Origin of the sequence: Shewanella sp. MM_2022_3 (assembly GCF_022557375.1) — a bacterium.
GTDB classification, from domain to species: Bacteria; Pseudomonadota; Gammaproteobacteria; order Enterobacterales; family Shewanellaceae; genus Shewanella; species Shewanella xiamenensis.
Genome location: NZ_JAKZGV010000047.1, coordinates 1 through 13,330, shown reverse-complemented (window position 1 = coordinate 13,330; position 13,330 = coordinate 1). Strand labels below are relative to the sequence as shown.

General features: G+C 42.2%; 11 protein-coding genes and 1 pseudogene. 4 read left to right on the top strand and 8 right to left on the bottom strand.

Annotated elements, in window-relative coordinates:
* Positions 1-6 precede the first annotated feature (6 nt).
* The gene (locus MMG82_RS17545; RefSeq protein WP_069455289.1) at positions 7-792 is read left to right on the top strand and encodes a capsule biosynthesis GfcC family protein; all 786 of its coding nucleotides are present in this window, start codon (positions 7-9) and stop codon (positions 790-792) included.
* Complete coding sequence (locus tag MMG82_RS17540) at positions 792-3,170, top strand: YjbH domain-containing protein (protein WP_241407208.1); 2,379 nt, start codon at positions 792-794, stop codon at positions 3,168-3,170. Before MMG82_RS17545 ends, MMG82_RS17540 begins: the two co-directional genes overlap by 1 nt.
* Positions 3,171-3,189: 19 nt before the next feature.
* Here the strand turns inward: MMG82_RS17540 and rfbC are convergent, their stop codons facing one another.
* From rfbC to MMG82_RS17525, 3 genes and pseudogenes are all read right to left on the bottom strand, one after another.
* Positions 3,190-3,732 (bottom strand): dTDP-4-dehydrorhamnose 3,5-epimerase, encoded by a 543-nt coding sequence (rfbC, locus tag MMG82_RS17535; protein ID WP_241407207.1) that lies wholly within the window; start codon positions 3,730-3,732, stop codon positions 3,190-3,192.
* Positions 3,719-3,901, bottom strand: a pseudogene (locus tag MMG82_RS17530) (glucose-1-phosphate thymidylyltransferase); the annotation flags it as partial. The gene rfbC and the pseudogene MMG82_RS17530, both read right to left, overlap by 14 nt.
* 198 nt (positions 3,902-4,099) lie before the next feature.
* Positions 4,100-5,461, bottom strand: coding sequence for a GAF domain-containing sensor histidine kinase (locus tag MMG82_RS17525; RefSeq protein ID WP_055646647.1), 1,362 nt, complete (start codon positions 5,459-5,461; stop codon positions 4,100-4,102).
* Between the two features lie 390 nt (positions 5,462-5,851).
* On the opposite strand from MMG82_RS17525, the gene MMG82_RS17520 reads away from it, so the two are divergent.
* Positions 5,852-6,298: a copper resistance protein NlpE gene (locus MMG82_RS17520; protein ID WP_240293484.1), complete on the top strand. Its 447-nt coding sequence runs from the start codon at positions 5,852-5,854 to the stop codon at positions 6,296-6,298.
* 134 nt (positions 6,299-6,432) lie between these two features.
* Entirely contained in the window at positions 6,433-7,194 is a 762-nt protein-coding gene (locus tag MMG82_RS17515; RefSeq protein ID WP_240293224.1) for a HutD family protein, read from the top strand.
* Between the two features lie 156 nt (positions 7,195-7,350).
* Here the strand turns inward: MMG82_RS17515 and wecA (MMG82_RS17510) are convergent, their stop codons facing one another.
* The 5 genes from wecA (MMG82_RS17510) to MMG82_RS17490 all read right to left on the bottom strand — a co-directional run.
* Positions 7,351-8,418: a UDP-N-acetylglucosamine--undecaprenyl-phosphate N-acetylglucosaminephosphotransferase gene (gene wecA, locus MMG82_RS17510; protein ID WP_240293223.1), complete on the bottom strand. Its 1,068-nt coding sequence runs from the start codon at positions 8,416-8,418 to the stop codon at positions 7,351-7,353.
* Between the two features lie 136 nt (positions 8,419-8,554).
* The gene (gene wecA, locus MMG82_RS17505) at positions 8,555-9,628 is read right to left on the bottom strand and encodes a UDP-N-acetylglucosamine--undecaprenyl-phosphate N-acetylglucosaminephosphotransferase (RefSeq protein WP_240293222.1); all 1,074 of its coding nucleotides are present in this window, start codon (positions 9,626-9,628) and stop codon (positions 8,555-8,557) included.
* A 128-nt stretch (positions 9,629-9,756) separates the two neighbouring features.
* Positions 9,757-11,178 (bottom strand): phosphomannomutase, encoded by a 1,422-nt coding sequence (locus MMG82_RS17500; protein WP_240293221.1) that lies wholly within the window; start codon positions 11,176-11,178, stop codon positions 9,757-9,759.
* 3 nt (positions 11,179-11,181) lie between these two features.
* Positions 11,182-12,600: a mannose-1-phosphate guanylyltransferase/mannose-6-phosphate isomerase gene (locus tag MMG82_RS17495; RefSeq protein WP_172588290.1), complete on the bottom strand. Its 1,419-nt coding sequence runs from the start codon at positions 12,598-12,600 to the stop codon at positions 11,182-11,184.
* On the bottom strand, positions 12,593-13,330 hold a 738-nt coding region (locus MMG82_RS17490; protein WP_241407206.1), incomplete at its 5' end, for a glycosyltransferase family 4 protein. The genes MMG82_RS17490 and MMG82_RS17495, both read right to left, overlap by 8 nt.

The window sequence follows — 13,330 nt, the reverse complement described above, 5'->3', positions numbered from 1 at the left end:
GCCATAATGAGATCCTATATTACCCCGTTGGCGCTACTAGTAAGTTCAGTGTTTTTGCCATCCGTAGAAGCCAATACCCAACTTTCTGTCAGTACCTCAGCGTCTCACACGCCGCAGCTACACATTACCTATCCCGCAGCTATTCGAGTAGGACAAGCGGTACAAGATGGGTTAACACAACTTCCCCTTTATAATCAAACGATAAAAAATGAGCCAGTCTCAATTTATTGGCTAGGTGCGGCACTTTTAGATATAAAAAATACTGCAGCATTAGAGGCCACTCGTCAGCAAGTATTGCAACAATTAGCCGACATGGGAGAGCAGGTCGATAATAGTCAATATATTGCTAAACTGGCCAAATTTGCCCAGTTTTTACGCAACATCAAACTAGGCCAGCGAGTTAATCAGCCGTTAGATCTCGACTTAGTCCGGATTACCGACGCTTATAATCCGGTTATCGATGGTGATTTTTTACTGGTGCTACCACCACGACCAACTACGGTCACTGTCGTTGGCGCGGTCGCACAAACGGGTGAACAAGCATGGCAATCGCGGGCCAGCAGTAAAGATTACCTAAAGCATGCGGGTTTACTCGATAATGCTGAAGATAGCTTTGTGTGGATTATTCAACCCGATGGCAATGCGATAAAACAGCCTATCGCCTATTGGAATCATCAGGCTCAGGATATCGCCCCTGGAGCAATACTCTTTGTGGAGTTCACGGCGCTGTTTGCTGACCATGCCGAATTAAATAACAATATTATTGAATTACTCAAAAATCGGGCTCTGTAATGAAAAAGTCAACTCCCACTTTGCATACGTTCGGGCGTTTATCTGCGCTGTCATTAGCACTGCTACCGTTATTACATGTTAGCGCCGATGAATTTTCTTATCCAACACTCTTACCTTCACAGTCAGATTTTGGTGGCGTAGGTCTAATGCAAATGCCTACTGGCCGCATGGCACCAGAAGGTGAGTTTAACTTTAAAACCACTTATAACGATGAATATCAGCACTTTAGCGCCTCTGTACAGTTATTCCCATGGTTTGAAACCACCATTCGCTATACCCTAGTGCAAGATCTGCTTTACAGTAGTGATCCTACTTTCAGTGGTAACACAAAATACACAGATAAAGGCATCGATTTTAAGGTTCGTCTACTCGAAGAAAGCAATTGGCTGCCTGAAACTTCTATTGGGGTGCGTGACTTTGGCGGCACTGGCTTATTTGATGGTGAGTTCATTGCCGCAACGAAACGAGTCGGCCCATTGGATTTTACCCTCGGCATTGGCTGGGGTTATATCGGCAATAGCGGTAATCTTACCTCGGACAAAAAAGATCTTAATTACAACTGCGACAGAGATACCTCCTATGGTGGTAAAGGCGGAACAGTAGATTACCAACGTTGGTTTAAGGGCTGCGCAGCCCTCTTTGGCGGTATTGAATATCAAACCCCGTGGGAGCCTCTTCGCTTAAAAGTGGAATATGATGGTAACGACTATCAATCAGATTTTCCCGTAGTGGCTGGAGCCACCAAAATCCCTCAGGACAGCAAATTTAACTATGGGATGCTCTATCGGTTTGGCAACTGGGGGGATCTGCATTTAAGTTATGAGCGCGGTAATACCTGGACGCTCGGCTTTAGTCTGCAAACCAATTTTAATACCTTGTCGCAGATTAAAACCGATCCTGCTGCCGCTAAATATAAGCCGCTTCCAGCTGCGCCATTAACCCTTACGCAAACAGAATCCTCCGCACCGATAAACACACCAACAGTCGAACAAGCGACTGTTGGTGCTGATACTTCCGTGACTCACGATTCGAAAGTGCAAAGTGCTGAAGTAGTCAATCTAGAACCAGTAAACACGCCTAATCAGACGATGGCGGAAAGCCAAGTGGATTGGAACAAGGTCGCTCAAGACTTACAAACCATCGCAGGTTACGCAAATGCCAAAATTTATCTGGATAAAGACAGCATTACTGTCGTCGGTGAACAAACCAAATTCCGTGATAGAAATGAAGCACATCAAAGAGCGGCAACCATACTCGCTAATAGCACTGATGCAACTCGTATCAAAGAGTATAGGTTGATTGAAACCCGTTATAGCCAACCGATAACCGAAACCCGGATCGATGCTCAAAAATTTGCCCAAGTGGCAAGTTATGGCTATTTGAATGCTAAAATCACTGATGCCAGTGTTGTGAGTGTTCCCAGCTTACCACAGGGAGAACAAGTCAATAACACTGACAAAGATTGGTTAGATAAGCTTAGCTTCGATGTTTCGCCCACCATGGCTCAATCCTTCGGAGGCTCTGAAGGTTTTTATATGTTCAATATTGGGGTAACAGGCAGTGCAAATTATCGCTTTACCGATAATTTTGATTTTTCAGGTTCCCTTTATCTGAATATTTACGATAACTACGATAAATTTTTATATGAAGTACCACCAGATACTAACGATCTAAAACGTGTTCGTACACTTATCCGTCAATATGTTAGTGATAATCCAGTGAGGGTGAATAGCCTACAACTGACCTGGATGGATAATTTAACCGATAATATCTCCTATCAAGCCTATGGCGGTTATTTAGAAATGATGTATGGCGGTGTGGGTGGTGAGGCTCTTTACCGTCCTCTAAACAGCCAATGGGCCTTTGGTGTTGATGTTAATTATGTTAAGCAGCGCGATCCTGATAGCATGTTTGGCTTCTTTGAAGATGAGCATCAATATGACCCAATTACAGGTCGTTCATACCGTGCACAAACTGGGACGGTCACAGGTAATGCAACCGTCTATTATCAACCGGACTGGTTCCCCAATACTTTATTAAGGGTAAGTGCGGGCAAATATTTAGCTGAGGATAAAGGGGTAACCGTTGATTTTTCAAAACAATTTGATAGTGGTGTGATTGTGGGCGCATTTGCGACTAAGACCAACCTTTCTTCTGAGGAATATGGTGAGGGTAGCTTTACCAAAGGCTTCTACATCTCTATCCCATTTGATTTAATGACGATTAAATCAACTCATAGTCGTGCGACAATCAGTTGGATGCCGCTCACCCGCGATGGTGGTCAAATGGTCGGCCGTAAGTATTACCTCTTTGATAATACTGATGCTCGCTCACCTTGGTTCACTCGCCCCAGCACTGAAAATAAGCCTGTAAAATAACTGAAACCGCCGTTAGCGTTTAGACGCTAACGGCGGCATTGGCATCTCTTGCGGAAAGAATGGGTCTGTTGTTTAACAGTGGCCACTCAATCGCAAACTCGGCACTATTCCAAGCAAGTACATATTCATCATCCGGCGCATAATAATCGCTGCAACGATACAACACATCAGCATACTCACTTAACACATAAAACCCGTGGGCAAAACCCGGGGGGATCCACATTTGCAAATGATTATCCGCAGAAAGAATCCTGCCAACCCATTTGCCATAGGTCGCGGATTGTGGACGAATATCGACGGCAACATCAAAAATACTGCCAGCACACACTCGGACTAATTTGCCCTGCGGATATTGTTGCTGGTAATGCAATCCACGCAATACATGCTGCTGCGAGCGACTATAGTTATCTTGCACTAACGCTGGCGCTTCAAATCCGCGACTCAGCAAGCATTCAGTAAAATACGCTTGCCGAAAAGTTTCCATAAAAAAGCCACGCTCATCGCCAAATACCTTAGGTTCAAAGATAAGTACTTCAGCCAGCTCGGTTTCAATGCACTTCATTAAACACCTGTTTATTTAATAAACCTAAAAGATACTCACCGTAGCCACTTTTAAATAAAGGTTGGGCTAAGGTAGCTAGCTGCGAGGCATTAATCCAGCCACAATGGAATGCCACTTCCTCCGGGCAATTCACTTTCAAGCCCTGTCGTTTCTCAATAGCGGCAATAAATGACCTTACCGACCATTAAATCCAACATTCAAAATGCCTTTTCTCATTGATATATCGAGGATTAGTGGATTGAATTAAGGCGAAGATTGTAGCATATAACTGCAAGCTAAGCGCAGCGCGGCCAATGGTTTACGAGAAGAGGCAGAACGTCGCTATGCGACTTCTAGGCTTATAGGTTCTAAGATTCTAGATTCCGCCTTATTTCTCAGGAAGTTGTATGTCGACTTTTACGCCTTGGTTAGGCGAAGAGGTCAGAATAATACTGCCATGGAGCTTTTGGGTAACCAAATTGTAGATAATTGACATTCCTAAGCCTGTGCCGCCATCTTTGCGAGCGGTGGTAAAAAAAGGCTCAAAGGCTTTCATCTTGACCTCATCAGTCATGCCGACACCATTATCTTGATAACTCATGAAAACGTTCGAGCCTTGCTGTTCAACTCGGATAGTAATTTGTTTATCACCAGCAAAATTGTCAGGAAACCCATGCCGAAAGCTATTGGCAACTAGATTGGTAAAAATTTGCGCTATTGCCCCAGGGTAAGACTCGATAAAAATTTGGTCATCAAGGTCAACGGTTAAGGTGATATTCTTCTTACGCATTAATGGCCTTAATGAGCTAAAAATCTGGAAAAGATAAGTCTTTAAATTAAATCGCTCACGTTCAAGTACCGACTGATCCGCCGCGGTCCGCTTAAAGTTGTGGACTAACTCCGCTGCTCGCGCCAAATTTCGCTCTATCAGTCCCAAACCATCTTGCATCGTATTGATAAAGTTTAAAAACTTATCTTCGTCGAGTTCATTTTGCTCAAATGTACTTTTTAGCAATGCGACCTCATCTAAACAATGAGTTACTGAGGTAACAGCAATCCCCAAAGGCGTATTGACCTCATGAGCAACCCCTGCCACTAAACTCCCTAAAGCCGCCATTTTCTCATTTTCAATCAAATGATGTTGTGTCGAACGTAAATCTGCCAATGCGGTTTCCAATTCTTGAGTTCTTAATTCAACTTGCGCTTCCAAATCCGCATTAATGGCTTTTAATTGCTGCTGATAATCTAAAATTTCCCTTGCACTCATTGCCCGACCAAATAAATCGGCCAAAGCAGAAGCAAAGGCTTTTTCATCGCGGGTCCATTCTCTTGGCTCACCTTGATGTTCAGAGCAAATAATGCCCACCATCTTACCGCGATGACGGATAGGGCTATCTAATATGGAGGTAATACCATTAGGCACTAAGTAAACCTTTACAAACTCATGGGTTGCTCTATCGGTTTGAGCCTGATTAGCCACTATCGCTCTTTCATTATCTAACAAACTGAAATAATAAGGATAATCAGCACGCGTTAAGACAAAAGCTTCTTGTCTTTGCATATTATCGAGCAGGTAAAAGCAGTGCATACTTTGATGATCTTCAGTCCATAACCAAATACTGGCACGGCTGATATTTAAGCCTTGGCACACTGAAGCAACAATGAGTTGCGATGCCTCAGCTAAATCGCCGCCATCAATAATTGAAGAGCGACTCACGTCAAATAAAATCCTATCTAACATCCGCGTCATAATGATGGAGTTCTCCGCGTGGCTTCGCCAGACATTGAAATCTGACAATAGCTTCAGTAGCCAATGCTTATGCAAGAGTCTTAAGTACTAACCTTAAAGTGATAGTCTTTAGTATAGATTCTATCTGCAAACTCACTAGGTAGATTACTCTACAGAATAGCATTTCAGCGCTTCTCGTTCCCCCTGCTCAACTGCGATAGCACCATATTCTCGGATTTAACACTATAGCAATGAAGCCGTAAGCGCCGCTGAAATTAAGCTCCCAAATGCCATATCGAGCATAGCCTTAATGCCTTTAATATGACCCCTTAGCATAGTAAATAAGTTTGGTGCCATCGTAGATGGCGGTTATCATCCCTAATATCAATAAATCAGAGGCTTGAGATGAATATGCAACGTCCACTCTTTACTATCGCCTTAGTAGCAATCATGGCAACCGCTTGCAGCGATCCGCAACATGCAACAGATCAAAACTCCACAGCCAATACAGAAACTCAAAAGACCATCCCCCTTGGCGATACCAGCCAAAATGCACTCGATTGGCCAAGCATGTATGAAGGTGTTTTACCCTGTGCGAGTTGCGAAGGTATTCAAACCACGCTAACGCTACTGGCAGATAACAGCTTTGAATTAAAAAGTATTTATTTGGGCAAAGATGAGAGCATCTTCAAGGTGGCAGGAAAATTTGACTGGGATGGCAAGGGCTCAAAAATTACTTTATCCGATGGCAGTAAATACCTCGTCGGTGAAAACCAGCTATTTATGCTAGATAACGAAGGCAACCGGATCAGCGGCGAACTGGCTGAGCACTATATATTGAAAAAGAAAGGGATGTAGAAAAGAGCATTCCAGCGTGACAGTGAGAAGTTGAGTGCTCCACCCAGCTAGAACGCTGTGATTCTAGAGCAAGCTTGTCAGCGTCCTAGATTCTCACATCGGTGGTCACTCAAAATGAAAAGAGTTACTAAGACATGAACCCAGATATCCAAATTATCCGCTATCAAGACTGTGCATCGAGTTTATGGAAAAACGGCGGCGGTAGTACTAAACAACTGTTAATATCGCCAAAGGATGCTGACCTAACTAACTTTGATTATAGGATCAGCATTGCCACCATTTCAAGCAACGGTCCCTTCTCACCATTTCCTGGCATCGATAGACAGTTGTGTATCTTGGAAGGCGAAGGCGTAAAGCTGATGATGTCTAACAATGCGGCTAAATCAAGCGAGTTAGTACTCCGCCCAAACCAACCTGCATTTTGTTTTAGCGGCGAAACTCAGATCGAAAGCCAACTCTTAGATAAACAAATTATAGACTTTAATGTGATGATCAAACGCGGCAAGTATCGCGCGCATATTGAGCGGCTGGAGTTGAATGGCTCGTTAAACCTTACGTCCTATGAAACCAGCCATGACGATAAGGTTTATCAAACAAAAAAACTGTACAACAACGAGTTGCAACAATGGCTACTTTGCCTTGAACCGATGCGCTTAGTTTATCAAGATCAAATGATCCAACTTAAGCGTTACGACATGGTGCAATACCGACAAGCCCTAGTCCCCAAAGCAATGTCGCCTGAATTACAATCCCCTGCAGTTGAAGCGCGAAAAGCCAAGAGTACAGACGTAAAATTCTCCAAAGTAAACCGCACAGAAGCAGAAAAATTAACTCTAATAAGTAAGAAACAAACTCAGGTGCTACGTATAGTTATAGAATGTACAGAGAGGGTTTAGCCAGTGCTGTGCTTTTTACTGTGTCCTAGAATTCAATAGCCACATAGTGTTGTCTAAAAGGTCAATAGTCAATGCCATCCTCGTTTTTAAAAGCAAAAAAGCCAGCTACAATTTGCTGGCTTTTAATATAGTTAGCTGTATTTTACAAAAAATGCCTTAAACTGATTCTTTTCTAAACCAAGTCAAAAGTTGCCACACATTAGCAAGCGCCCAATTATAAGCGGCAAAAATAGCTAAAAAGGTAACAAACATAATGGCTTCGGGAACTTGAGCTAAATCCGCACCAATACCAATCACGGCAAGCAACAGCGAAGCCAGCGATATCCTAATCAATGTCTGTTTACGGTTATAACCAGCACGCTCAAAAATATGGTGTAAATGATCACGATCAGGTTTAAATGGCGACATACCTTTTTTAATCCTTCTGTACATAATTGCCGCCATATCCATTAACGGGATAGCGATAATATACAACGCAGTAACAGGGGAAAACACTTGCCCTTGGTGTAAATGATTACTATCCGCTTGCGTGCCCAACACCAATAACCAAACTACCGTTAAGCCAATCAGCATGCTGCCTGCATCTCCCATAAAAATCTTATCTAAAGAAGGAAAAGGCCAGCGCAGATTGAATAATAAGTATCCAATGATTGCCCCAATAAACAACAACGGCAGTAAGAACCAACTATTATCAGCCCAGTAGAATAAAAAAGCTAACGATGAAAATGTCACCAAGCTTAGCATCCCCGCTAAACCATCAATGCCATCAACCATATTAAAGGCATTAATCGCACCAATCACCGCAATGGTTGTAACAAAAATGCCAGCATAGCCAAGTTTAAACTCAAAAAAGTGCAAAATATGGCCAAATGTAGTGAGGTATAATCCTGCACCAAAAATTAAAATAGAGGCGGTGATAACCTGCGCCGCCATTCGAATGCGTACTGACAAATCATATTTATCGTCTAACACACCAAGGAAGAGGATTAACGCAGCAGAAATCAGATATAAGTTTAAGGTTTGACTTTGCGGAATAACAATACTGGATACCAGTAATACACTGCAATAGATAGATACCCCACCAATCAAAGGGATAGCACCTTCATGCAGCTTTCGCTCATTGGGTAAATCGACTAAACCAACACGTTGAGCGATAGGATTTAAGACTTTAATTGCAACACAAGTTAAACAAAAAACACTCAAAAGCGGTATGAGGTATTCCATCACTCTCTTCCTTTACTAGCAACTGATGCCAAACGACTTTAAAAAAAGTCTATTTCAAAAATATGACAATGGAGTATAGCAGGAGGTGATTTGCTAGATAAGCAGTAAATCAACATTTTTTAACCGCCCGAAAAGTCTAAACTGAACGCATAAACTTAACATGACGATTTAAAAAAGCTGTAATACGCCAAATATTACTCAATACAGTAAAATACGCTGCAAAACTCAATAAAAATGCAAAAAACATAATATATTCATCAACTTTAGCCAGCTCAGACCAAATGCCAACTCCCGCCATCAAGGTGGCCGCAGCACAAATAGCCAATAAGGATTGAAAAGATGACAAACCTATACGTTGGCAGATATGGTGTAAATGCTCGCGATCCGGCTTAAATGGCGATTGGCCCTTACGAATACGACGGATCATAATGCACGCCATATCCATCAGCGGTAGTGCAATCAACCATAGCGCAGTCACAGGGCGGATCGCTGTTGCTCTCTCACCTTGGCTTGCAACAATCAGCAACCAAATTACCGTAAAACCGATAAAAATACTCCCAGCATCGCCCATAAACACCTTAAAACGCCGCCCAAACGGAAAACCTAAATTGAGCATGATATAAGGCAACATGGCGGTGACTAACAGGGCACAAAACAAGGCAAAGTTAGCCATACCATGCCAATAAAACAGCAAACCCAAGCCGCCAAAGGTGACGGATGCTAAGCCGCCCAATAAGCCATCAATCCCATCGACCATATTAAACGCATTAATAGCACCAATAACCGCCACCACGGTTAGCACATAGCTAGCAAGTTCAGGTATTTGTAACGCCTCGCTCCCCATCAAATACCCAAGATTATTTAAACTACGTTCACCCAGCACTATCATTGCAATTGACACCAAGGCTTGTATCACCAAACGCAGCTTAAAACTGATGTCATAGCGGTCATCAATGGCCCCCACTATCACCAGCGCCAACGCACACCCCATATACAAATATGGCAAAGTCAACAATTCAGGTAACCACAGTAAGGCAAGCAGCATAGTCACAAAAACCGAAATCCCACCTACTAAGGGAATTTGTCCAGTGTGATGCTTACGTTCATTAGGTTTATCAACTAAGCCAGTACGTTGAGCAACCTTACGAAATACAAACAAACAGATAAAAGAAAAGAAAAAAACAAATAAAACTGCGATACTTGCTGACATAAAACCACTAAATTAACGAATAACCAAATAAAAATGGACAGTTATGAAACTGTCCAAGGGCTGCCTAACAAATCCCAATTATCTTACATTAATCAGCCAAACCAAACTCAGCTATAACCAATATATGACTAATTGCTTTCAATAAGAGCCGCCAAAACTAATTCAACAAGTGACTGGGCTGCTTCAACTGACTTTGACTCTGCATAACAACGTAATTCAGGCGCATTACCTGAAGGACGTAAATGTACAACATCGCCATTTGACAGTGTCATTCTTAATCCGTCAGTAGTGTCAACTGATAACACCTCAAACTGACCAAGAGATAATTTTGCTAAAAAGGATTTAGGTGATGCAATCCCCTGCTCAATCAGCGCAAGGCTTCGCGTCCTTTCGAAATTTTGTATTCGGTCACTTGCTGTAAAAATACTAGGCAGTTGAGCAACTAATTGTGAGATAGGACAATTACGAGCTATTGCTAAAACAGCAAGGGCCGGAAGCAGTGCATCACGCGTAGGTAGTGCACTCAAGTTCACACCATTTACATCAATATCAGACCCTAGCAAAAAACCACCGTTTGCTTCGAAACCGGCTACACGAGAGAATTGAGTCAGTAATCTAGCAAAAGCTTCTATCACATAAGGAGAGCCAATTTTAGTGCGAAAAACTTGCTTAAAAGAACCACAAGCTTCAACCGCAGAATTACAACTCACAGGAATAGCAAGCGCCTCGATCCCTAAAAACTGAGCAGCAAGTAAACATAAAATATCCCCACGAAGGTAAGTACCAGTTTCATCAGATAACAATGGTCGATCGCCATCACCATCCGTAGAAAAAACAGCATCGAGTCTGTACTCTTTCTGCCAACGCTGTGCCATTTCAATATCATGCAAACTTACCGCTTCAGTATCTATCGGCACAAATTGATCGCTACGCCCAAGACTCACAACCTCTGCACCTAGCTTTTGAAATAACTTGGCATAAAGGTCGCGCCCAGCACTAGAATGCTCATAAATCCCGATACGTTTACCTGCTAATAAAGTAGGACTAAATAAATCGAGATAACGAGCGATATAAGACGTTGCCGCAACATCAGAAACTTTGGGTAAATCGCAAATCTGAGCATCAACCAATCCAGCGTCAACAGCGAGAATAGCCAACTCATCAGCCTTTGTGATTTCGCCATCTGGGCGATAAAACTTAAGGCCATTACGATCAAATGGAATATGGCTTCCAGTAACCATAATTGAAGGAATGCTTTGCTGCATTGCTGTATATGCTAATGCTGGCGTAGGCACAACGCCGAAGTAAATTGGCTTTAAACCAAGTTCAATCAACGAGCTAGCACAAGCCTGTGCCATTGCATAACTACTCGGGCGATTGTCTATCGCTATAGCAACAGCATTAAATACAAAATTCTGCCGCATCACGCCAACAAAGGCTTGCGTGAAAGCCATGCAAACCTGCGGCGTAAACTGAGTAACTAACCCTCTTGCACCGCTTGTTCCAAAGGCAACACCACTTTCCGATAAAACTGAACTAGTACTTGGCATAAACTACTTCCCTTCAACTCGTCCATATCTATCTTCAAAACGAACAATATCATCTTCACCAAGGTACGAACCGGATTGAACTTCAATAAGCTCTAGATCAACTTTGCCGGGGTTTTCAAGTGCATGAATTACGCCTACAGGTATATAAGTTGATTGATTTTCTGTTAACAGAATATCCTTATCACCGTTAGTCACCTTCGCCGTACCTGACACCACAATCCAATGCTCGGCACGGTGATGGTGCATTTGTACCGATAACTTAGCGCCAGGTTTTACGGTAATACGCTTAACCTGAAAACGGTCGCCATTATCGATAGAGTCATACTTACCCCAAGGTCGATAAACTTCACGATGGAAAGTCACCTCTGATCGTTGTTCAGATTTCAGTTGCCCCACAATCGATTTCACATGCTGAGATTGATCTTTATGGGCAACCAACACAGCATCCTTAGTATTTACAATCACTAAGTCCTCAACACCGACTGTTGTGACCAGCTTATTACCACCAAAGACTAAGGTGTTTTTGGTATCAACAGATTTAACATCGCCATTAAACACGTTGCCATCATCGTCTTTAGCCGAAACTTCCCACAAAGCAGCAAAACCGCCAACATCGCTCCAACCAGCATCCATTGGCACGACCACAGCGTCATTTGTATGCTCCATCACAGCATAATCGATAGAATCGTCTGGACACGCCTCAAATGCAGCTTTATCAATGCGAATAAAATCGATGTCATTATTTTGAACTTGCATAGCAAGCTCGCAAGCTGAATAAATATCGGGGCGATAGACTTTTAACTCAGCAAGATAACGACTTGCTTTAAATAAAAACATGCCGCTATTCCAGTAATAGTCGCCACTCGCAATATACTCTTTCGCTGTAGATAAATTAGGTTTTTCAACAAAACCATCAACAATATATCCATGTTGACAAGCTTCACCACGCTTAATGTAACCGTAACCAGTTTCGGGTTTATTGCCGACAATACCAAAGGTCACTAACTTGCCTTCTAGCGCTAACTCAGTAGCACTATTGATTGATTGCTGAAAAGCTTGAACATTCTCGATGACATGGTCAGCAGCTAAGACCAATAGCAAAGGATCGTGACCTGACTCAACAGCTTTAAAGGCTGCTAAAGCAATAGCTGGTGCAGTATTGCGACCAACAGGCTCTAAAAAAATCCCACTATGTTTAACACCTAACTGCCTTACTTGTTCTGCTGCGATAAAACGATGTTCCTCGTTACAAATCAACATCACAGGCTCATGCTCTATACCCGCTAAGCGGCTTATAGTGTTTTGCAGCATAGTCGCATTACCAGAAAGCGATAAAAACTGTTTAGGAAAATTGCCACGAGATAGAGGCCATAGACGAGTGCCGGAACCTCCGGCCATAATAATAGGAAGTATTTCAAACATTGTAACCTACCAATTTTTTAAATTCAGATACAAATGGGCTTAGTCGAGATTCCCAAGAGTGATGATTTTCGACATAGGATAAACCAGAAGAAGCTAACTGAGAGTGAAATTTAGGATCATTGGCAACTTTTAAAATTAGATCTAAATATTGTTCAGGTTCATCTGCAACTAAAATGTCTTTATTGGGAATCGCTTCAAGACCTTCAAGTCCAGTTGAAGAAGTTATAGTTGGCAAACCTAATGCCATGTACTCAAGGATCTTATTTTGAACCCCTGCTGCAAGCCTTACACTGCATACACCAAGCAATGAATTTTCAGCAGCGAGCGCAACAGAGTCAACAGAGCCTGTTACTTTAACACCAGATATTTGTTCAAATAAATGGCGATCGCTATCTTTGATCCTACCAATAACTTTAAAGGTAAAATCACCATGTTTACGAAGCAGTGGTAACACATTCTTAGCAAACCAATAAGCGGCATCAACATTCTGAACAGAAAACATATTACCAATAAAAACAATTTGTTTTGAATCAAAACAAGGTTTAAATCTAAGGTCTGCTAGATTGACTCCATTAGAACACACAAGAACTTTCTCAGAAATGGCCGAAACTGAGGGAAATAAATAATCCTTATCATACTTAGATACTAATACTGAAATATCAAAAGTACTTGCAGACAGTTTTTCATAACGATTGAGTCTTTTTTGCTCAATACTATAAATAATTGTTTT